Genomic DNA, 20,605 nt, shown 5'->3' with positions numbered 1-20,605 from the left:
CTTATTTTGCTTCATCAACCATCTGGATAGTTCTTTCTTCAACCTCTTCAGCAATTCGAGTTAATTCCGAATCTTGAGACAGAGCTGCAAGCATTTGGGCAGGCTTGATCAGACCGATCTTCGTTGCACCTTTTTCGGTAAAGACCGAGATCCGACAGGGTAAGGCCATATTCAGTCGCATATCCGTTGCCATGACGGCTGCTGCTTGCTGCGGATTACAAACCTCAAACACTTTGCACTGCTCTTCAAACTCAAGGCCTTTACCACGCAGTGTTGCCCCCAAGTCATGGATATGGAGAACGCCAAAGCCATGATGCTTAACGGCCAATTCAAGATCGGTGGCGGCCTGTTCAAAGGGTTTTGTCGTTTCGACTATGTAGTACATAACTATCTGTCTGGGGGTGAGAGTGGACATTTTTGCCTACAGATTGTAGTGAAGTCACCGTGACTAGATAACCTTCAAAAGAGGGATTACGTCACTCATCTAGGTGTTCGGCCACTTCCCGGTAAAGGGACATGATGTGATCGTCAGCCAAGCCATAATAGACATTTCGGCCTTGGCGACGATAGGTGACTAGACGTTGCGATCGCAGCACCCGCAGCTGGTGCGACACCGCTGATTCACCCATCTTCACCGCAGCGGCCAGATCGCACACACAGAGTTCTTGCCGAGCCAGCGCCGACAGCAGCTTAAGCCGGTGGGGGTCAGAGAGAGCACTAAAAAACTCCGCCATCCGCTGGGCTTTCTCGGTGCTCAGCACCTCGGGTTTCACCTGGCGGACATTGTCTAAATGCACCAGCGACTCGTCACAACTGGGGGCATCAACAGCTTGAATTGTAGAGTTCTCTGTAGAACGAGAATTAGCCATCAATTAGGTTCCCTGGCTTTTTCTCTATGATACTGAGAATCGTTACCATTGAACATCTGTTCAGAGGATTGAGGGCGTTGACCTCACGGGGTGGGCTCGCTCCCCCTCTGCACCTGCTGCATGAAGTACAGGGTTTGCTGATAGCCTTGGCTATCGCCCTGGGCCTGAAACAGCGCCGCTGCTTGGCGCAAGTCAGCCATGGCGGCTTGAGGGTCGCCGAGCTGGTACTGCAAAATACCGCGATTGCCGTAGGCTTCAGCCAGCTCAGGATTGAGGCGGAGCGCGGTGTTGAAGTCTGAGAGGGCGGCTTCGGTATTGCCCAGTTCGGTATAGATTTTGCCCCGGTTGTAGTGGGCATCGGCGTTGTCGGGAGCCAGGGTAATGGCAGCATCTAGGTCGCTGAGGGCCTGGGGTAAGTTGCCAGTGGCGGCAAAGACAAGGCCGCGATCTAGATAGGGCTGCACTACCTCAGGGGCTAGCTCAATGGCCTGGGTCAGATCGGCGACCGCTGCCTCGGCATTGGTCATGTGAGCATGGGCCTCTCCCCGGTTGTACAAGGTTTCTGGATGGTCGGGGCGCAGCTGAAGCGCTCTGGAAAAGTCAGCGATGGCGAGCTGATAATCGCCCAGGTCGTGGTAAGCAATGCCGCGATGAAAATAGACCTCGGCATTAGTGGCATCGGCTTGAATGGCCTGGCTGTAGGTGGCGATCGCTGCCTCTAGCTGTCCCTGATCCGCCTGCTGGCGACCTTGATTTAGGAGATTGACGGCAGCTTGCTCTACCGCGTGGGCAGGCCGTATCCCCACTGCACTTCCAGGAGCTACCACAACGGCCATTCCTAGAGCGATCGCTAACATTCTTTGGACCTGCATGGCTTCTCTCCTAACCGCATAACTGAGCTATGGATCTTAACCGTGAGCCTGTACCGTAAGGCCCAGGCTCAACTCCAAACCAGCGCCTTGTGACGCTTTACAAGCTGAACTAACCCCATGAATCCGAGCCCGCATGAATCCGAGCCTGTGGCGTTTCTGAGGCGAGCCTTCACGCTTGAGATAGAGCCTGCTCCCCTCCAGTGTAGCGACCGTTTTAAGCAGGCAACTTTCTTGGAAACAAGATGAAAGGAGCGATCTTGATGCCGTAAAATCAGGCAAAATCAAAGGCCGACCCAGCGCACTGTGAGATGCTGCATGAAACAATACCGACCTCTGATGAGCCTAATTGGCATGGTAGGTGGGCTACTGCTGGCGCTTCCAGTCGAGGCCGCTCAGTTTAGGACTTGGCGCTTTGACCCTCAGCAAAATCGGCTAGAGTTTTCGACCGATGCCGCCGTGCAGCCCAGGGCACAGCTTTTGTTTAACCCTACCCGCATTGTGGTGGATTTGCCTGGCACAACCCTAGAGCAGCGGACGATTAACCAGGTCGTTGGTGGCGCTGTTCAATCCGTTCGCATCGGGCAGTTCGATGCCCAAACCACCCGGCTGGTCATTGAGCTAGCCCCTGGCTACACCCTTAACCCAGATCAAGTCGTGGTACGGGGAGAAACGCCACAGCAGTGGGTGGTGCAACTGCCCACACCGCAGGGTGGAACAGCGCCCAGTGCCAGCACCAATCGGGTCAATGCCACCCCGATCACTGGAGCCGCCACCCAGGTTGAAGGCGTACGCACTACCCCCGATGGCTTTTTCATCCGCACCTCTGGGGCAAGCCCTAACCTGACCGTGGAGCGAGTCAGTGATACCCAGGTGATGCTTCAGCTCGAAAATGCCACCGTGGCAGTCGCCCTCACCGGTCAAACCCTACCCAACAATAGGTTTGGGGTCACCGCCTGGGATATTCAGCCGGTAAGTGCGGCGGTGCCGACCCTGCGAATTACCCTAACGGTGCCCGCCAACAGCACCGACTGGCAAGCCTGGGTCAGCAACGGCAGCGGCATTGTAATTTTGCCGCCTAGGGGAATCGATATCGCCGCCGTTCCAGCCAGCCCAGTCGTGGCACCAGCTCAGGCACCCGCTGCGGCGTCGCCTCCCATTGCCGTGCAACCGCCGCCACAGGCTCCGGTGATGCCACCCCAGCCCCAGCCCGCCATACCCGCGACCCCAGCGGTGCCCCCACCGAATAGTGGCATTCCCAGGCAGGCCGTTACTATTGTGATTGACCCAGGCCATGGCGGACGCGATCCGGGGGCGATCGGCGTGGGCGGTCTGCGCGAAAAAGATGTGACCTCTGCGATCGCCTACGAAGTCGCCAGAATCTTAGAACAAAGCGGTGCGCAGGTGGTTCTAACCCGCTCCGATGATCGGGAGATTGATTTGGCACCTCGGGTGCAAATTGCGGAACGGGCCAATGCCGACCTCTTCGTCAGCATTCACGCCAACTCCATCAGTCTAAGTAGACCCGAGGTAAATGGGCTAGAGACCTATCACCACAGCTCAGGCAATCGTCTCGCCCAGGTGATTCATCAATCTATTTTGCGTTTGGTGACCATGCGCGATCGCGGGGTGCGCCAGGCACGTTTTCACGTTCTCGTAAACACCTCTATGCCGTCGGTTTTAGTTGAGACCGGGTTTGTCACTGGCGCTCAAGATGCCCGTAATTTTAACGACCCAGCCTGGCGCACTCGCATGGCCCAGGGCATCGCCGCAGGCATTTTGCAGTACGCGCAACAAGCACTTTAATAAGTCATTCCACAAGGCATCATGCCGTTGCCCATTGGCATCCCTGCAACTCCATACCAATCTTGCAACCAGGCTTGCATCTGCCAGATTTCTTGCCACTGAGTATCGGCAATATTTTGAGCAAAGGGCTGGACTAACTGGTGCTCAACCAGGCCGAGATTTATTAGGCGTTGCGACATCATCACAGCCCCCATGTGGTGCATGATCATGTCTTCTAAAAACGCCTGATCGAGGGCATCCCCTTCGAGTTGGCTAAGGTCGCGCATCATGGGAGCGTAGGTGAGGTTAGTGTCCTGACCGGGATACCACTCGCCTAACCAGGCTTTCATCTGCTCAACTTCGGCTGTTTGCACGTCGATAATGTCCTGAGCAAACTCTTGCATCTCAGGGCGATCGCTGTACTCCAGCACCCGTTGAGCAGTGGCAATGGCTTCCTCATGATGGGGAATCATTAGGCTTAAAAACTCAAACTCGTTATTGGCCTGCATCATATGCATCATTTGTCCGTGATGCCCTTGCCTGCCACGCTGTTGCATGGGCATGCGGCCTCGATTCATGGGCATCTGCCAGCCGGGTCGACCAGATTGCTGTAAGGGATCGGCACTGGAGGGTGAGGTGAGGTAGGGAATGGCGATAGCGCCTGCGATCGCAACGCTGAGACCTGCGATTGCAGCAAAAGATTTAGTGAACAGTCGCATAGGGTTACCCCCTTAAAACGCGTACCTTAATTATAGGTTCTCTAGCTAGGTGACTCCTGTGTATACACATCTCTTCTTGAACCGAATGCCCGCTATAGATCCCCCAAAAGTCAATCGATTAGGATATCTCAATAGAGTTCCCTTTAAGGAAAGGGGGCAGTTTTTCCAAAAAGAGGATTCAATGCCTCTCTTTAAGGGGAGGCTCCAACGAGGGCAATTTAGCCGAGACACATTTGTGTATGCCCAAGAGAGTTAGATAGAGGGTAAAGGAACCAGCACCCAGAAAAGCATAATTGTGGGCTCATTTAACAATCGCGAGAAGTTTGAGGGCGGAGTCGCAAGAGTATCTGCGTCACCAGCGCCATAATCGGCAGCTCTAGCAGCGGGCCAATCACCAGAGTTAGAGCAATCAGGGGGCGATCGCCAAAGGCCGCTGCTGCCACCGCCAGTGCCACCGGAGAATTCCGCGCCAGGGTCGTGCAAGTCAGGCAAACTACCTCTGGATACGCCAGCCGCAACCGCTGCCCCAGCCACTGAGCCAACACAAAATTAATCACAAAAAACGAACCAATAGGCAGCAGTAACCACAGCAACAGATCCAGACGCTGAAGTAACGCCTTGCCCTCGGCGGCAAAGATAGCCACAATCGCCAAGTTCAAACAGAGGAGCTGTACCATCGCCACCTGCGGCAGCCTTTGGTGGAGCCAGGTTGGCCCCTTGAGCCAGGCCAGGCCATAGCGAGACAGCAGCACCAACGCCAGCGGAATCAGCAGAACGATGGCTATTTTGCCTACCAACACCCCAAGATCGAGTGAGACCAGCGCCTGGGCAAATAGGGCCAGATAAACAGGCAATAGCACCATCTGCAAGACAAAATTCAGCGGTAGCAGAGCCGTTGCGAGGCTGACATTGCCCTTGGCAAGGCCGGTAAACACCAGATACCAATCGGTGCAGGGGGTCACCATCAACATCAGCAGGCCCACCCGCAAATCGGGCGCACCTCGCAGAAACAGCACCCCCAACGCCCAGGCCAGCAGGGGTGTCCAGACAAAGTTCATCGCCAGGCTGGCAATGGTCACGCGGTAGTTGCCAAAGGCTCTGCCCAGGTGCCGCAGCGGAATAGGCAAAAACGCCGCGTACAGCATCCCCATCAACAGCGGTGTAATGAGATGGCCTGCCAATGCAGCAACATCGCCAATCAGCGCTAGACCTAGCCCCAGCAGCACTGAAAGCAGAATTAGCAGAGGCTGCGATCGCTCAAACCAGGTCATGGTTAGGGTATCTGTGGTTGCAACTTTGCGATCGATTAGTGATTATGCCGCAGTGACTACTGCATTTCTCCCGTGAGATTATCGCAACACTCAGATCAAACTATCTCATGTACAGGAGTCTCACCATAATGCGTGAGATTCACCATAGCAAAGAAACCCATATACCTCATTATCATTAGCCTTGTAATATTCTCAACGATTCCATTTCAGAAAGGTTAGCAACTATGTACTTCACCATGAATCTGGGACAGCATTAGTTATCCTTTGCTCTGGTCAAGTCTCGAACGATTGGATCTGAATGTTATGACCTTACAGGTGGAATTTGACGCCTGGCAAACCAAATGGTGAGCGGAGGCACTAGAAACCACATTGACAATGGCACTAACCCAGTGCCTAAAATCGGAATTGTTGGCATGGACTCGGCATAAGTCCACCGATTGAGGGGGCCAGTAGCCAAGGCTTCGATAACAACGGTGATTACCACTCCTACAAGGATAAAAACACCCATTCGGCTACGGTTTGGGTAACGTAACCATTGACGAGACTTCGATAGAGCTGCAACGGCCCAAAATGCAATCAATATAATTACGACATCTCCGACTGTAGCGAGGGTGCAATTTCTGACTATATCGAAGTGGGAGTATCCAGCTGGAATTTCATAAAACCACATTTGCTGAATTTCCCAAAAGAAAGACAGCAAAAACGAAAATATAACTATGTTGAGCTCAGGCGAATTTAGCCAATTCAAGAAACTATGGCGGTTCATGGTGTTAGCCGCATTTAGAATAAATCAGACCTGATTTGACAGTTTCTCAAATGGCCTCTAGACGATTCAGAGTTAGACTCACTTCTTCAATAAGACTGCAAACTTTAACGTCGGATGGATTGTCTAGGGGGCGGGTGGCCCAGCTTGTGCGGTAGGTTTCCAGCATGGTTTTACGGGCAGTAGCCTGCTGAATTTCCTGCTCCAGGGTCGCAATTTTACAGTCGATTAGCGCTTTAACCAGGGTGCAGACCGGCTCCCCCTGCTTGCGCACATCAAACACCTGCTGAATTTCTGCCAGGGAAAACTGCAATGTCTGGGCCTGCTTAATGAATAGCAGACGGTTAACAGCGTCGTCGTCGTAATAGCGATAGCCATTCTCAGCTTTGCTCACTGGCTCTAGTAGGTGCAGCGACTCGTAGTAGCGAATGGTGGCTACCGTCACGTAGGTCTGTTTGGCCAGCTCGCCTATTTTGAGGAGTTTCTTCATTGTCTGAGCAGGCCATCCTTCTAAAAAAAGACCCCTTGGAAATGAGCGACCATTGTCACTAGAGCTAGCTTAGTGCAAATTTGGAGGGTTGACTCTCAAGCCAACCTCAGGGTTTACCTTATGGGAAGTCTCGTCTAGAGGCCGTTTGATTCACCATCCTTATCAAAGAGGTCAATTCCGATGCTCAAAGTTCCTCAGATCAAGAAGCTGTCCCTGGCGGCTGTTTCTGCCCTTGTTCTGACCGCTGCCGTGGCTGGTGTTGCCGCTGCCGCTCCCTGCCTGTTCCCCACCCCTGATTGCCCCCCCTCTAACTGCGACTAAGCTAAAGACGATAGGGCTGTTCTAGAGACCAGATAGCCTCTCAAGCCGCCCGCAGTGCCCATGCTAAAAGCGTCTTTCAAGCTTGGGCAGTACACGGACTCACACCTGTACCAGCAACCTAGCCCACACCAGATCTAACGCGCTTGTAGCGCTCAAACAAGTGGTGGCTAGGTTGTCTGGCTAAAATTTCACCAGCAGCGCAGTGCTGTACATCACAAGTAGCCCAGTCGTAAAGCCAGCTAAACCCAGCCCTGCCAAGCCAGAGAGTTTTGACTGATGGAGTTGCCGCTGTAGGTAGGTGCTGAGTTCTACAATAACCTGCAAAATCGCCCCTGCACCAATGCCCAAGAATAGGGCCGCCCAATGGGGAGAAAAAGCAAAAGCCCCCACCCACAGCCCTACCACAGCGGGGAGTCCAGCCAGTGCGGCCAGTGCTACACAGGTTTGCCAGCGCAGTTTTTGCTTGAGCAGCGGCGCGACAATGCCCAGCCCTTCAGTCAGGTTGTGGAGGGTAAAGCCAATCACCAGAAATGAGCCCAAGGCAATTTCCCCCAGGGCAAAGGCGGTGCCAATTGCTAGCCCTTCGCCCAGATTGTGCAGGCCAATGCCCAAGGCCATGTAAGTAGAGAGCGCAGGGCCTTCGGGTGGTTTGCCTCGGCGTCGGCCCACGGCAAAAAGGGCCAGACATGCCACTGTAGCGGCAAACCAGACCAGGGCTTGGCCCTGAAACGCGATCGCCGCCTTTCCAGCCAACTCCAGCCCTTCCTGCAAGGTGTCTACCAGCAAAAAGGCCAGCATCCCCAACGTCAGAGTTAAAACAAAGGTCAGCCCCCGCTGGCCCAACACCTTTAAGTAGGGGTAGCACAACATGCCTAACCCCACCGGCACCAGGCCTACATAGAGCCCCAGCCAGCCGTAGCCCAGCAGCGTTGCCAGAGACAGAGCGGGTGTAGGTAGAGCAACGTCAATGGGGTGGGCAACGACAACACCTGTGTTGGTCAAGAACTGAACGTGATGCGCTTCGCCCTCTACCCAAGGGTATGGAATTTGCACCGTTGCCGTCGCCAGTCGCCGGATTGGCCCGGAGGGCTGCTGGGTAAATGCCCAATAGGCACTATCTACCTGAACCTGGGCAATGGTCATGGGTTCTGACCCCTCCGCCCGCACCTTGAGGGTGATGCCCTGATCATTTAGCACGGTACGCTCCACAATCAGGGACTCCAGCGGCGGTGCATTCAAGTTGAGCAACCGAGCCGGGCTCAGGGTCAGCAGCAGGGCTGCCAGCCCTGCCAACAGGAGGGGCGGCAACACCCAGCGCCAGGACAAAGCCTTCATGCCACCACCTCAAAGGCGCTCATCCAGCCCAGTTCGGCAAATTCGGCCTGATGGGCGTGGAACATGTACACACCTGGCTCAAAGTCCGCAAAGGAGCATTCGATGATGCCCCGCTGCGCCTGACAGAGCATCACCGTATCGACGGTGCGTGAAGTCGGCGTCAACGTCGTCCCATGGTCGTAGTAGTCGAAGAAATTGGCGTGCAGGTGGAAGGAGTTGATCGGGTCAAACTCGGTCACGTTAATTAAATAGACGCGCACTGGGCGATCGCGCTCAATGCGAATCGGCTGCTTCATGTAGGCATGGGGAATGGAGTTAACTGCGTAGACTTCGTTTTCCTCGTCAAAGTTGGTGTCAAAAGCATTCATCACCATCATCAACTCCTGCCAGCGCTGGTTTTCTGAGGAGCCCCGCAGGCGCGACCGGGCAACATCTACCTGGTCGGGGTGCCGCTGAGGGTCAGGATCAACAATGAACGCGCCGTAGAGCCCTTTGTGGAGATGGCGCTTAAACGGCACAGAATGACAGTGGTAGAGGTGGCAGCCAAAGGGTTTCGCGTCAAACTCGTAGGTCACCGTTTGCCCCGGTGCAGCCTCCATCACCCCTGGAATGCCATCCTGCCGGGCTCCGTGAATACCGTGAAAGTGCAGGGTGTGTAGGTGAGTGCCCTGATTGGTAAAGCGAATACGAATGCGATCGCCCTCCGTGACCCGAATCGTCGGCCCCGGCACCTGCCCGTTGTACGTCCAGGCGGGATAGAACACCCCCGGAGCCACTTCAATCTCTCGCTCAACGGCGGCAATGTCGTACTCTCGCAGGCGCTGTCCAGTGGGGAGTTGCGACACCGTACCGCCGTCCCACTGGGTCAGCAGTACGTGAGGGTCAAAGCCATTTCTAAGGTGATCAACCTCGCCTAGGGTAGTCATGCCCTGGTGATGAAGATCTGGAGCAGTTTGGGCACGCTCTTGAGCTAGCGCTGGTTGACTAAACCGTCTACCCAACCAGGTGCCAGCCCCTAGAAGCCCGGCACCAAGGAGCGATCGCCGTTGTATCTGCCAATCCATTGCTTTTCATAATTGTTTCATAATCACAAGCATAGTGGATAGCGAAGTGTTTTCATATTTGTTTCATAATTGAGACGCCGTAGTCGCTAGGGTAGCTCTGGGTCATCGGCGATCGCTCTCTACCGCGTCCATCCTGGCATGGCAGCCCATACCGGTGGAGCCGACAATTAGCGTCATAGCGAATAGCGCGACCACAATTACCACCGCCATCGCACCGCCCTTAGCTAGCCAAGAGAAGCTGGCAGGGCGTAATGTCGCCTGAATCTGTTGTGATTGAATCTGTTGCGTTGCCTGACAAATATACTCCGGCCCAATGTTAGCCTCGGCTCCTGCGTCAACTAATTCCTCTAGGGAGTAGCTGTTCTGCTGCTCAGCCTGTAGTCGTGCTGCCAGTGCCAACACCTCTGGGGCCAGGTCTGCTGAGATTCTAAGATCTGAAGGGTTTATATCTATAAGGATCCACAATAGAGGCCTCGCATCAGTTACTGCATTAACCGCCATTTCAGGCTAAACCCTAAAGTCGTTAGAGAGTCAAGGGTGTTTGGTAAATTTTTATACCGAATCGGAGTTTGGCTTACCCCTTGACATTGAAGTTAGGTTCAAGGTTTAGAGTGAACTCAACTTTACAAGGTGATGAAATGACTCAACGACAAGTTGAAATCTTTGTAGCTGGGTGCCCTCGGTGTGACGAGGCTGTCAACCTGGTTCAGGAGATGAGCTGTACAGCCTGCCAGATTCAAGTTTGGGATGTGCGCAGTGAGCAAATCACGGCCACCGCTCGTCAAAAACTGGAGGACTACGGCATCCATCGGCTTCCCGCCGTGGTGGTTGATGGCGAATTGGTGGACTGTTGCCGTCAACAGCAGCCGATTTCCCGCGACGCTCTGGCGGCGGCAGGGATAGGGCAGGGGTAGAACTACAGTCATGTTAATCCGCGATCTGAGTCGGGCCACGGGGGTGCCCGCTTCCACCATTCGCTACTACGAGCGGCTGGGGCTGCTGCAAGTGCCTCAGCGCAGCGCGGCTCAGTATCGCCTCTACGACACTGCCGATGTGGAGCGGCTGCGCTTTATCCAAAAAGCCAAGCGGCTGGGGCTGTCGCTGACGGAAATTGGTCAGTTGATTGCGTTGCGCGTCGGGGGCACAGCGCCCTGCCAACAGCTTAAAGCGATGGTGTCCAGCCACCTTCAGCAGCTTGATCAACAAATTGCTGAGCTGCAAGCCCTCCGCCAAGAACTGGCCACTTACCAAGCTGACCTGGCGGCACAGTTGTCCGACGAGGCCACTGCCCCAACCGCAACCCTTTGCCAGGGAACCATCTGCGGGTTTATTGAGCAGGTCTCCTATGACGCCTAAAACCACGTTTATTGCCAGTCTAATCGGCACCGTGGTGGTAGCCCTCTGCTGCTTGATCAACAATGGCTGTATTAAATGAAATGGATTCTGTCATTATCCAGAATCCATTTCATTTTGCTCAAACCTGTTCCATTTCACTCGCATTTCATTTTTGGGTAGCAAACTGAAAGCTGGTACTTGTGCAAAGCGCGTCAGCGCGCTTGAAAGCGAGCAACAGCCTTTGTGATGGAAAAGAGGTTTGACATCCGATGACTCTGAGACGACTATTAGCTTCGTGGATAGTAGTAGGCGGACTGGTGTCTCTACCTGTAATGGTGAGCGCGTGCGGCACGTCATCCTCGGCACCTAAAGCGTCAGACTCTGCCGCGATGCCCATGGGAGATGAACCCATGGCCGACCATTCGATGATGATGGATCTCGGCCCCAGTGATGAGGAGTTCGACTTACGGTTTATTGACGGCATGATTTTGCATCACCAGGGTGCAGTCATGATGGCTGAATCGGCTTTACAAAATTCGCAGCGTGATGAAGTCAAGCAGTTGGCAGAGGAGATCATTGCTGCCCAGCAGGTCGAGATTGACCGCATGCAGCAGTGGCGGCAAGAATGGTATCCAAATGCCAGCGAAGAGCCCGTCATGTATCATTCAGCCATGGGACATTCCATGGCTATGACGCCTGATATGCAGGCCAACATGATGATGAGTGGCGACTTGGGTACTGCCGATGATGAATTCGACCTACGTTTTATCAATGGCATGATTCCCCACCATGAGGGGGCATTAGCTATGGCGCAAGATGCCCTAGAGAAAAGCAGCCAACCAGACGTTCAACAACTCGCCCAAGATATTTTATCGACCCAGCAGGTCGAAATTGATCAAATGGAACAGTGGCGAAAAGACTGGTACGGCCAGTAATTTCGTTAGCGAATAAAATTCGGCAGGCCTCACGCCAAGAGCTGGGGCCTGTCTTTTGTGGAATATTTTCTAGCCTTGATTCGTAAAACTCAACCAGAAGAAGAGCCTACCGATGTGACTAAATGATTAGAGGCGGGAAACCTATCGCAGTACTTTTCTAGATGCCATCTGGCCAAAAGTACTAAGCTTCGTCCGCGATCGCCTTGATTTCAACGACTGGATGAGACACCTAAAAATACTTTCTAAATCGAATAGAGTTTTCACGTTCATTTCATTTTTGCTTGCCATACTGTAGCGACAAACACTGAAAGACCAAGAAAGCTTAATGCCAAGGGTGTTAAGGAAGAGCCTATGTTCTAGCGCTTAGAATAGGCTTTGTTTTGCCCTGCTTTTTGGTGCTTTCAATTTAAAGAGTGAGGTGGGTTTATATGGCCAAACATATTCTTGTCATAGAAAATGAATCTAGCTTTTCTCGTTTGATTGAGTCAGAGCTAATCCAAGAAAGCTACCTCGTCAGTGTTTATCAAGATGGCTTTAGCGGACTTGTCAACGTTCGCCAAATTGAGCCAGACGCACTAATTATTAGCTCGTCCATTTCTGATTTAACAGCTATTGATATATGCAGAAGGCTGAGGACTACAGGCAATCCAATCCCCATTCTCTACATCGATAAAGATACTACTCCTCAAAAGCAAGCGGCTGCTCTAGAAGCAGGGGCTGATGCCTATGTCACTACACCCATAAGTCTAGATTTGATTTTGGCCCACATTAAAGTTTTTTTGAGGAGGATAAATAGCGAAGATGCATCGAGAATACTAGTTTTCTCTGATGTGACACTCAGCCACTACAGCCGGACGGTATATCGCGGTGGTCATGAATTAACCCTGACAGCCAAGGAGTTCGATTTACTGGCTTACTTTCTTGAGCATCCTAGGGAAGCGCTTAAAAAAACACAGATCATTGATGCTGTTTGGAGCTACGACTGCGATCTTGGCCATGAGAGCAACGTGCTTCAGTTTTACATTTGCTCTCTGCGAAAAAAGATGGAAAACGGTCAAAAAGAACGGCTAATTCACACCATTCGAGGGTTTGGATATATTCTCAAGACTGCTGCTAGGGGTCGATCTAGAAATTCCCTGTCTCTAGCTTTGGCGTAGTTTATTTGTTGATTTAATCGGTCAAGAGTACTCATTTTGCTGTTAAACATGCGTCAAAATTTTCGACTTTCTACATCTACCCTAGCCGGTTTGGCCATGGTGATTGCGTTGGATGTTGCTCCCCCGACCGCATCTAGAGCCCTTGCTCAATCTTTGCCTCAGCCAGAAGAAGATACCTCACGACTTGACCGTCTTTCCCCGGAGCCTAATCCGCTATTTTTGCCAACTCAGCCAGAAGCTGTTGAAATTACTACGACAGAGACTCTTTCTATAGAAGAAGCTTTTGAGCTAGCATTGCGCAACAACGAAGATCTTCAGATTGCCTTACTAGAGCTAGAACGCAGTCAATTTGCGCTTAGAGAAGCTAGAGCAGAACTGTATCCAACCGTTGGCTTGGCATCAACATTACAAAGTAATAGCGAAGAGAATGACAACCAAACGACTTTAAGAGGAGACCTTGAGGCTCTTTATGACTTGGGCTTGTCAGGGGGTAGACAAGCCAGAATACAAGTAGCTGAAGAGCAAATTCGGGTCGCTGAACTAGATGTCAACCGTCGTAGAGCGCAACTGCTGCTCGATACCGCCAATGATTACTACGCCTTACAGCTAACTATTGAGCAAATTCGGATTAGCCAGGCTTTTTTAGATGAAGCGGAGCGCAATCTACAGGACACAATTTTGAGGGAACGTGCTGGCGTAGGTACTCAATTTGACGTGCTCCGGGCAGAGGTGCAGGTGGCCAATGCCCGCCAAGACTTGACGCAGGTTCAAAGCCAACGACAAATTGCGCAGAGACAACTATCACGCAGGCTAAATTTAGCAGCTTCAGTAAATGTTGATACTCTGCCTGTCGAAATTGCTGGAGGCTGGCCGCTGACCTTAGAGGAGAGTATTGTACTGGCCTATCAAAGTCGCGCTGAGCTATCGCAGGTTTTGGCCCAGCGCACAATTGCCCAACGCCAGAGACAAATTGCCCTGGCAGCGGTAAGACCTAACCTTAGCTTAGTTGCCAACTATGGCCTTCAGCAGGCTTTAAGTGGCAATTCAACGGCACTGGATGATGGGTTCAGCGTGGGCGCTAGATTACAGTGGCAACTCTTTGATGGGGGTGCTGCCTCAGCATCGGCGGCTCAGCAAGATAAGGAATCTGAAATTGCAGAAACCCAGTTTTCACAAACTCGCAACAGTATTCGCTTGGAGGTTGAGGACGCATACTTCAACTTAACGGCTAATCAGGAAAATATTACTACGGCCAATGCAGCTATAGAACAAGCGCAAGAGGCGCTTAGGTTAGCCAACTTGAGATTTGATGCAGGAGTCGGGACTCAACTTGATGTGCTAAGCGCCATAGGAGATTTAGCTGAGGCAGAAGGCAACTTAGCGAATGCAATCATAGACTACAATCGGTCGTTGGCTGCAATACAAAGAGCAACTGAGCAACCTTATCCAGAATAATTTTGCAGATTTGCTCAATTACCCGGATCAGACTTTTTCTGAATTATGAAGTGAATTAAAACCAATAAAAAGCCCATCGCGGCCTAAGTCTACGGTGGGCTTTGCAGTTTTTAGAGTGAGTAAGGTAACTTGAATCCGCCTCTGAAGACACTAAAGAGTCGTTACTCTTTCTGTTTTCCCAGAGACAATCGCCGACTATTTTCCTCTGTATTCAGAGTTGTGAAACCTAAGTTCACCAAGGGTGACAATGCCATCCCCATTTAGATCAGCAGACAGGTCATTAAGACTTGTCTGCCCTGAGGCGCTTGCTACAGGTGCTAGCACCATTGAAGCCATTGCGATTGTCAGTACAGAAAGGAAGTATTTTTTCATCTTATTCTCCATGAGAGCTTATGAGTTTCGTCTTTTGTTTATCGACGAAACTCATACCATGGTAGATCTGTTGTCGAGATAATTCCTGATAATTACCTAAGCTAATAATAAAAGTTTTATTAGAAAAATTAGAGCGAAACTCACTGACTGTCAAGCCATATGGCATTGTACTTGTTGAGTTTAATTAACCACCGCGAACCGCTCTATACTCCTCAAAAAAAAGCCACCAGGCTTTTGGCAATGGTGGCTTTAGAGTCTATTGAGACGAGTGCTATCTTGGGTAAGCGATAGCACTCTAAAGATAGCACTCGTCAAAAATTTTATGAACCTCTGTAATCGCGATTGTGTTGAATAAGTTCACCGAGAGTTACAGGCCTGCCTTTTTCGGCAGCTAAACCACGAAGGCTAGTTTGGCCAGAAGCACTGGCCACAGGGGCAAAGGACATTGTAGCTAATGCGATAGTTAGTACGGAAAGAAAGTATTTTTTCATTTGTCTTCTCAATGAGAACTGCTAAAGCTTGCGCTTGGCTAGCGAAGCTTTATACCATTCATTATAGATTGAATATCAAACCATTTCCTGATAATTACCTAAGCTAAAGCTGAGCGTTTTATTAGAAGAATTAAAGGGCAATTTTCGTTTGCATTTTCACAAAAGTTGATCCTTTCAGACATTTTTTGGGGCGATTAAAGAAATCTATTTTTTCTTGATGGGGCCTTCGTTTGAGCACGTTTTTTTATAGATTGAGCTTACATTCTGGAAAAATATCCCTTGTGCAACCTGAAAATTGCCCGATTGGGGTTGGGTATTTCATCCTGATTTCATTTTTCTGTGGGATGTTTGGGGACTGAGGGCATTTTTCTCCTAAAGACTGTATTTGAGTGGATCAAGGGCACGCCTATGACAGCTATCTCCGATCGCTTGTGTGTTGTAGCCAGAGGGCGGTTGCTCCCTCGGCTGGCCTTGCTAATGCTGTTGCTAGCCCCTGCTGGCGCAGCCTTTGCCCATGCTGGACACGGGGATGAGTTTCAGGGTGGTGGTGCCGGGGCTAACCCAGCAGGGATTGCGGTTGATGCAGAGGTTGCTGACCGCATTGGTTTAATTGTCGAGCCGGTAAAGCGACAGGTGTTGGCCTTTGGGGTGAAGGCAACGGGGCAAATCGAAGCCTCGCCGGGGCGACAGGTATCGGTGACAAACCCAGTCGGCGGTACGGTGACCAAGCTGCTGGTGGAGCCGGGGCAGCAGGTGGAATCGGGCCAGGCGCTAGCGGTGATCACCAGCGGGGAATTGGCCGAATTGCGGGTGACCGCCTTGGAAAACTCCGCTGAGCGCCAGGGAAATGTGCAGCAGGCCGAGGCCGATTTGCAGCTCGCCCGGCAGACTTACGAGCAACAGCAGCAGATTGCCCTCAGGGCGATTGAAGCGGCCCGGACGGATGTGCGAGTAGCCCAAGAGCAGTACGATCGGGACTCAGAACTGGCGGCGGAAGGGGCGATCGCCCGCCGCGAACTATTGGCCTCTGAAGCGGGTTTGGCAGACGCCAAGCAGGCTTTGGCAGAGGCCGAAAGTCAGTTGGAGGTTCTCAGTGCTCGCACGGGAGTGGCGCAGGCCCAGACCGCCCTCAACGTTGCTCGCTCCCGCTCTCAGCTCAGCTCACAGACCTACCAAACTCGGTTGCAGCAGCTCGGGGCCACGGCTAACGCCGACGGCACCATCACCATCAAAGCGCCGATCGCAGGTACCATTGCCGATCGCGACGTCACCCTGGGGCAATCTTCAGAAGATGCGGGCGCGGTGTTAATGACCATCGTGGATAACCGCACGGTATTGGCCACCGCAAACATTTTTGAAAAAGATCTCTCCCAGGTATCGCCTGGGCAACGGGTGCGGATCACCGTGGCCAGCCTGCCCGATCAAATCTTTGAGGGCCAAATTACCACGGTAGGTTCGGTGGTCGATGGCGAAACTCGGGTTGTGCCCGTACAAGCTGAGCTAGACAATGCCCAGGGCACTCTCAAGCCCGGCATGTTTGCGGCCCTGGAAGTGCTCACCGAGAGTACTTCCGAGGCCGTGATGGCCATTCCCCAGGCGGCGTTGGTAGAGGCTAGCGGCCAAACCCTGGTGTTTGTGCGCAATGGCAACGCCTTTGAACCGGTTGAGGTCACCCTAGGGAGAACGGCGGGCGATCAGGTAGAGGTGCTTAGCGGTCTGTTTGAGGGCGATGAAGTGGTCACCCAGCGGGCTAATCAACTCTATGCCCAGTCGTTGCGGGGCGGGAGTGCTGAGGCAACAGAGGAAACTGCCGCACCCGTTGAGGCGGTCGCAACCCCAGGCATTCCCTGGTGGGCGATGGGGTTGGGCAGTGGTGCGATCGCCATGACCACCTTTGCTGCCGGAATCTGGTGGGCCAGGCGACAGCGTCCGACCTATGCCCTGGCGATCGGTGACGAGGAGGTTTCGCCGTCAGCCCAAGGGCATCCTCGCTACGGCACTGGGCCAACCCTGGCTGCGCCCCTGGTCGAAGAGGGAGAACCCTCGCGTAAGTAGCTGTGGTAATGACTGGGAAGTGTCTTTCTAGATGGTGGGCAATGCCCACCCTACGACGATTATGGTGAGCCACCTGCCCTGCCAAATTTTGAGCAACAACGATGCTAGATAACATTTTGAAGTGGTCGATCGCCCAGCGGTGGCTGGTGGTCATCGGGGCGATCGTAGTGACGTTTTTGGGCATTTATAACCTCACCCAAATGCCGCTGGACGTGTTTCCAGACTTTGCGCCCCCCCAGGTTGAAATTCAAACCGAAGCGCCGGGGTTGGCCCCCGAAGAGGTGGAAGCGCTGATTACCCTGCCCATTGAGAGTGCCGTCAATGGCACCCCTGGGGTAGAAACCGTGAGGTCATCCTCGGCGGTTAGTATTTCGGTCGTCAAGGTGATTTTTCGCTGGGGTACCGATGTCTACCAGGCCCGCCAGCTGGTCACCGAGCGACTCCAGCAGGTGCAAGAAAAGCTGCCCGAGGGGGTCGGCATTCCCCAGATTTCGCCGATTTCGTCACCGATTGGCACGATCTTGATGTACGCCTTTACGGCGGAAACGACGCCTCTGATGGAGGTGAGGCGGTTGGTGGATCGCGATGTCACCAACCGCCTCTTGGCTGTGCCAGGTATTTCTCAGGTGATTGCCTACGGTGGCGACGTGCGGCAGTACCAGGTGCTGGTGGATCCAGACCGCCTGGTGGCATTTAATGTGTCGCTGCAAGAGGTGGCCGAGGCGACCGAGGCGGCTAACGTCAATGCCGCAGGTGGATTTCTCAACACCCCCGACCAGGAGCTGATCATTCGGGGGGTAGGGCGGCTAAACTCAATTGAGCAACTGCAAGAATCGGTGGTAGCCGCCCGAGATGGCCGCCCCGTAAAGCTGCAAGATGTCGCTGATGTTCAAATTGGGGCCGCCCTCCAGCGGGGCGACGGCAGCGTGGGGGGCCAGCGGGCGGTAGTCATGGTGGTCAACAAGCAGCCTCTCAACGACACCCCCACCGTCACACGGGCGGTGGAAGCCGCAATGGATGAGCTAAAAGCAGCTCTGCCCGAGGATGTCGTCATCACCGAAACCTTTCGCCAAGAAAACTTTATTGAAGCGTCGGTCGAAAACGTTCTGGGTTCTTTGCGAGACGGCATCATCATCGTCTCAGTTATTATCCTGCTGTTTTTGATGAACTGGCGCACGGCGGTGATTACGCTGAGCGCCATTCCGCTCTCGATTTTAGTGGGCATGATCATTCTCAATGCCTTTGGCCAGGGCATTAACACCATGACCCTAGGCGGGTTAGCAGTGGCCATTGGCTCAGTGGTCGATGACTCGATTGTGGATATGGAGAACGCCTATCGCGGGCTGCGCAAAAACCAGCTGGCAGGTAGCCCAGAACATCCCTTTAAGGTGGTCTATGACACCTCTGTAGAGGTGCGGGTGAGCGTTATTTTTTCCACTGTAATTATTGCTGTGGTGTTTGCCCCCATCTTTAGTTTGACGGGGGTCGAGGGCCGGATTTTTGCCCCTATGGGGGTGGCCTACCTGGTGTCGATTGTGGCCTCTACTCTGGTGGCCATGACGCTCTCCCCAGCGCTGTGCGCTATCTTGCTAGCTCGCCGCCCGCTGCCCAGCGATGAGACCTGGGTTACTAGGACATCTCAACGGCTGTATCAACCGGCTTTGCGGTTTGTAATGGCCCGCGCCAAGCTGGTGCTGGCTATTGCCGTGGCGTCGTTGGTGGCGTCGTTGGTGGTGTTTTCGAGTCTGGGGCGGGTGTTTTTACCAGAATTCCAGGAGCCCTCGTTGGTGAACGCCATGCTGCTATACCCAGGCATGTCTTTGGGTGCCACCAACCAGGCCGGAATCGCTATGCAGGAGGCGCTCAAGGACGACCCCCGCTTTGCGACCGTGCAGTTGCGGGCTGGGCGAGCACCGGGGGATGCCGATGCCGGTGGGGTCAATTTGGGACACCTCGATATCGAGCTAAGCAAAGAGGGATTGCGCGATCGTGAAGCCTCCATTGAAACCATTCGAGAGGAGTTTGCCCGCATTCCCGGCATTGCCCCTAGTGTGGGTGGGTTTATCACCCACCGTATGGATGAGGTACTCTCGGGGGTCAGAAGCGCGATCGCCATTAAAATATTTGGCCCCGACCTTGACCAGCTGCGCACTATCGGCAGCGATGTCGAAGCAGCGATTCGCGATATCGATGGCCTGGTAGATCTACAACTGGAGCCCCAGGTGCCCATTCGCCAGGTACAGATTCAGTTTGATCGACCTGCTGCGGCCCGCTACGGCCTGACCGTGGGGCAAATTGCCAGCGTGGTCGAAACGGCGCTCAACGGGCGCGTGGTGTCTCAGGTGCTAGAGCAGCAGCAGCTCTTTGACCTACTGGTTTGGCTCAAAGATGACGCCCGCAGTAATTTGACGGCGATCGGCAATCTCTTAATCGATACCCCGGTAGGCCAAAAAATTCCCTTAGCCCAGGTAGCTCGCATTGACTACGGCACCGGGCCAAACACCATCAACCGCGAAAATGTCTCGCGCCTAATTGTGGTGTCAGCCAACGTCGCGGGGCGCGATCTGGGCTCGGTGGTCGATACGATTCGAGACCGGGTGGGGGAAACAGTCTTACTGCCCTCGGGCTACTACATTCAGTACGGCGGGCAGTTTGAGTCAGAACAACGGGCCAGCCGCAACCTGCTGGTGTTTGGGGGCTTGGCGATCGTCGTCATCTCTGTGCTGATGTACTTCGCGGTTAAATCAGTGCTGGGGGTGGTGATGATTATGGTCAACCTACCCCTGGCCCTGGTGGGGGGTATTGCCTCCATTGCCCTTGGGGGCGGCGTGGTGTCGGTGGCGTCGCTGGTTGGGTTTATCACCCTGTTTGGGGTGGCCACCCGCAACGGCCTACTGCTAGTCGATAACTACAACACCAAACTGGCCCAGGGGATGCCACTGCGCCAGGTGATCGTCGAAGGCTCCTCAGAGCGTTTGGTGGCGATTTTAATGACGGCCCTCACCTCGGCCCTGGGCATGGTGCCCTTGGTACTTGGCAGCGGGGCGGGCAAAGAAATTTTGCAGCCCCTGGCCGTGGTCGTTTTGGGCGGGCTATTCACCTCGACGGCGCTGACTCTGCTGGTGCTGCCAGCGCTCTACTCGTTATTTGGCAAACGCTTGATGCCTAAGCCGATGACGCCAACAGATTATGCCGATGAGATGGCACCCTCCGTCGGCGCTAAGGTGCCGATGGTTTAACTCTGGTCAACCTTTTACTCAACTACCCTAGGTTGGGCAACACCCAACCATCCTGCTTTAGCTGCTTTCTTTTTTAAGGT

At 53.4% G+C, this 20,605-nt stretch carries 17 protein-coding genes; 8 read left to right on the top strand and 9 right to left on the bottom strand.

Features of this window, described 5'->3' with window-relative positions:
- Position 1: 1 nt before the first annotated feature.
- The 3 genes from AC0QKW_RS11410 to AC0QKW_RS11400 form a co-directional block, all read right to left on the bottom strand.
- The gene (locus tag AC0QKW_RS11410) at positions 2–385 is read right to left on the bottom strand and encodes a DUF302 domain-containing protein (protein WP_473151197.1); all 384 of its coding nucleotides are present in this window, start codon (positions 383–385) and stop codon (positions 2–4) included.
- Between the two features lie 91 nt (positions 386–476).
- Positions 477–869, bottom strand: coding sequence for an ArsR/SmtB family transcription factor (locus AC0QKW_RS11405; protein WP_473151196.1), 393 nt, complete (start codon positions 867–869; stop codon positions 477–479).
- An 83-nt stretch (positions 870–952) separates the two neighbouring features.
- Positions 953–1,741: a tetratricopeptide repeat protein gene (locus AC0QKW_RS11400; protein WP_473151195.1), complete on the bottom strand. Its 789-nt coding sequence runs from the start codon at positions 1,739–1,741 to the stop codon at positions 953–955.
- A gap of 315 nt (positions 1,742–2,056) precedes the next feature.
- On the opposite strand from AC0QKW_RS11400, the gene AC0QKW_RS11395 reads away from it, so the two are divergent.
- The gene (locus tag AC0QKW_RS11395; RefSeq protein WP_473151194.1) at positions 2,057–3,544 is read left to right on the top strand and encodes an N-acetylmuramoyl-L-alanine amidase; all 1,488 of its coding nucleotides are present in this window, start codon (positions 2,057–2,059) and stop codon (positions 3,542–3,544) included.
- Here AC0QKW_RS11395 and AC0QKW_RS11390 read toward each other — a convergent pair.
- From AC0QKW_RS11390 to AC0QKW_RS11365, 6 genes are all read right to left on the bottom strand, one after another.
- Positions 3,541–4,242 (bottom strand): DUF305 domain-containing protein, encoded by a 702-nt coding sequence (locus tag AC0QKW_RS11390; protein WP_473151193.1) that lies wholly within the window; start codon positions 4,240–4,242, stop codon positions 3,541–3,543. The genes AC0QKW_RS11395 and AC0QKW_RS11390 overlap by 4 nt on opposite strands.
- Before the next feature lie 305 nt (positions 4,243–4,547).
- Positions 4,548–5,513, bottom strand: a complete 966-nt coding sequence (locus tag AC0QKW_RS11385; protein WP_473151192.1) for an arsenic resistance protein — start codon at positions 5,511–5,513, stop codon at positions 4,548–4,550.
- A gap of 812 nt (positions 5,514–6,325) precedes the next feature.
- Positions 6,326–6,766 carry a MerR family transcriptional regulator gene (locus tag AC0QKW_RS11380; RefSeq protein WP_473151191.1) on the bottom strand — a complete coding sequence of 147 codons (441 nt, stop codon included), beginning with the start codon at positions 6,764–6,766 and terminating at the stop codon, positions 6,326–6,328.
- Positions 6,767–7,267: 501 nt separating this feature from the next.
- Positions 7,268–8,422, bottom strand: coding sequence for a ZIP family metal transporter (locus AC0QKW_RS11375; protein WP_473151190.1), 1,155 nt, complete (start codon positions 8,420–8,422; stop codon positions 7,268–7,270).
- Positions 8,419–9,486, bottom strand: coding sequence for a multicopper oxidase domain-containing protein (locus tag AC0QKW_RS11370; RefSeq protein ID WP_473151189.1), 1,068 nt, complete (start codon positions 9,484–9,486; stop codon positions 8,419–8,421). Before AC0QKW_RS11370 ends, AC0QKW_RS11375 begins: the two co-directional genes overlap by 4 nt.
- 102 nt (positions 9,487–9,588) lie before the next feature.
- Positions 9,589–9,888, bottom strand: coding sequence for a hypothetical protein (locus AC0QKW_RS11365; RefSeq protein ID WP_473151188.1), 300 nt, complete (start codon positions 9,886–9,888; stop codon positions 9,589–9,591).
- Positions 9,889–10,124: 236 nt separating this feature from the next.
- Between AC0QKW_RS11365 and AC0QKW_RS11360 the strand changes: the two genes are divergently transcribed.
- From AC0QKW_RS11360 to AC0QKW_RS11330, 7 genes are all read left to right on the top strand, one after another.
- Positions 10,125–10,400 (top strand): thioredoxin family protein, encoded by a 276-nt coding sequence (locus AC0QKW_RS11360; RefSeq protein ID WP_473151187.1) that lies wholly within the window; start codon positions 10,125–10,127, stop codon positions 10,398–10,400.
- Positions 10,401–10,410: 10 nt separating this feature from the next.
- Complete coding sequence (locus tag AC0QKW_RS11355; protein WP_473151186.1) at positions 10,411–10,842, top strand: heavy metal-responsive transcriptional regulator; 432 nt, start codon at positions 10,411–10,413, stop codon at positions 10,840–10,842.
- 311 nt (positions 10,843–11,153) lie between these two features.
- Positions 11,154–11,756 carry a DUF305 domain-containing protein gene (locus AC0QKW_RS11350; protein ID WP_473151185.1) on the top strand — a complete coding sequence of 201 codons (603 nt, stop codon included), beginning with the start codon at positions 11,154–11,156 and terminating at the stop codon, positions 11,754–11,756.
- Between the two features lie 428 nt (positions 11,757–12,184).
- The gene (locus AC0QKW_RS11345; RefSeq protein ID WP_473151184.1) at positions 12,185–12,913 is read left to right on the top strand and encodes a response regulator transcription factor; all 729 of its coding nucleotides are present in this window, start codon (positions 12,185–12,187) and stop codon (positions 12,911–12,913) included.
- 96 nt (positions 12,914–13,009) lie between these two features.
- The gene (locus AC0QKW_RS11340; RefSeq protein ID WP_473151183.1) at positions 13,010–14,368 is read left to right on the top strand and encodes a TolC family protein; all 1,359 of its coding nucleotides are present in this window, start codon (positions 13,010–13,012) and stop codon (positions 14,366–14,368) included.
- Positions 14,369–15,639: 1,271 nt separating this feature from the next.
- On the top strand, positions 15,640–17,286 hold the full coding sequence (locus AC0QKW_RS11335; protein ID WP_473151182.1) for an efflux RND transporter periplasmic adaptor subunit: 1,647 nt from the start codon (positions 15,640–15,642) through the stop codon (positions 17,284–17,286).
- Positions 17,287–17,387: 101 nt separating this feature from the next.
- Positions 17,388–20,525 (top strand): efflux RND transporter permease subunit, encoded by a 3,138-nt coding sequence (locus AC0QKW_RS11330; protein ID WP_473151181.1) that lies wholly within the window; start codon positions 17,388–17,390, stop codon positions 20,523–20,525.
- The last annotated feature ends 80 nt before the right edge of the window (positions 20,526–20,605 follow it).

The sequence above is a fragment of the Pseudanabaena sp. PCC 9330 genome (assembly GCF_055795045.1).
Note: the sequence above shows the minus strand (reverse complement) of the source record. Positions and strands in the feature narration are given on the sequence as shown.

Bases quoted from the DNA above. Each gene is read 5' to 3' on its own strand.
- AC0QKW_RS11375 (WP_473151190.1), bottom strand. From the start codon at position 8,422: ATGAAGGCTTTGTCCTGGCGCTGGGTGTTGCCGCCCCTCCTGTTGGCA.
- AC0QKW_RS11360 (WP_473151187.1), top strand. From the start codon at position 10,125: ATGACTCAACGACAAGTTGAAATCTTTGTAGCTGGGTGCCCTCGGTGT.
- AC0QKW_RS11355 (WP_473151186.1), top strand. From the start codon at position 10,411: ATGTTAATCCGCGATCTGAGTCGGGCCACGGGGGTGCCCGCTTCCACC.
- AC0QKW_RS11330 (WP_473151181.1), top strand. From the start codon at position 17,388: ATGCTAGATAACATTTTGAAGTGGTCGATCGCCCAGCGGTGGCTGGTG.
- AC0QKW_RS11385 (WP_473151192.1), bottom strand. From the start codon at position 5,513: ATGACCTGGTTTGAGCGATCGCAGCCTCTGCTAATTCTGCTTTCAGTG.
- AC0QKW_RS11390 (WP_473151193.1), bottom strand. From the start codon at position 4,242: ATGCGACTGTTCACTAAATCTTTTGCTGCAATCGCAGGTCTCAGCGTT.
- AC0QKW_RS11370 (WP_473151189.1), bottom strand. From the start codon at position 9,486: ATGGATTGGCAGATACAACGGCGATCGCTCCTTGGTGCCGGGCTTCTA.
- AC0QKW_RS11350 (WP_473151185.1), top strand. From the start codon at position 11,154: ATGGTGAGCGCGTGCGGCACGTCATCCTCGGCACCTAAAGCGTCAGAC.
- AC0QKW_RS11410 (WP_473151197.1), bottom strand. From the start codon at position 385: ATGTACTACATAGTCGAAACGACAAAACCCTTTGAACAGGCCGCCACC.
- AC0QKW_RS11395 (WP_473151194.1), top strand. From the start codon at position 2,057: ATGAAACAATACCGACCTCTGATGAGCCTAATTGGCATGGTAGGTGGG.
- AC0QKW_RS11340 (WP_473151183.1), top strand. From the start codon at position 13,010: ATGGTGATTGCGTTGGATGTTGCTCCCCCGACCGCATCTAGAGCCCTT.
- AC0QKW_RS11335 (WP_473151182.1), top strand. From the start codon at position 15,640: ATGACAGCTATCTCCGATCGCTTGTGTGTTGTAGCCAGAGGGCGGTTG.
- AC0QKW_RS11380 (WP_473151191.1), bottom strand. From the start codon at position 6,766: ATGAAGAAACTCCTCAAAATAGGCGAGCTGGCCAAACAGACCTACGTG.
- AC0QKW_RS11345 (WP_473151184.1), top strand. From the start codon at position 12,185: ATGGCCAAACATATTCTTGTCATAGAAAATGAATCTAGCTTTTCTCGT.
- AC0QKW_RS11405 (WP_473151196.1), bottom strand. From the start codon at position 869: ATGGCTAATTCTCGTTCTACAGAGAACTCTACAATTCAAGCTGTTGAT.
- AC0QKW_RS11400 (WP_473151195.1), bottom strand. From the start codon at position 1,741: ATGCAGGTCCAAAGAATGTTAGCGATCGCTCTAGGAATGGCCGTTGTG.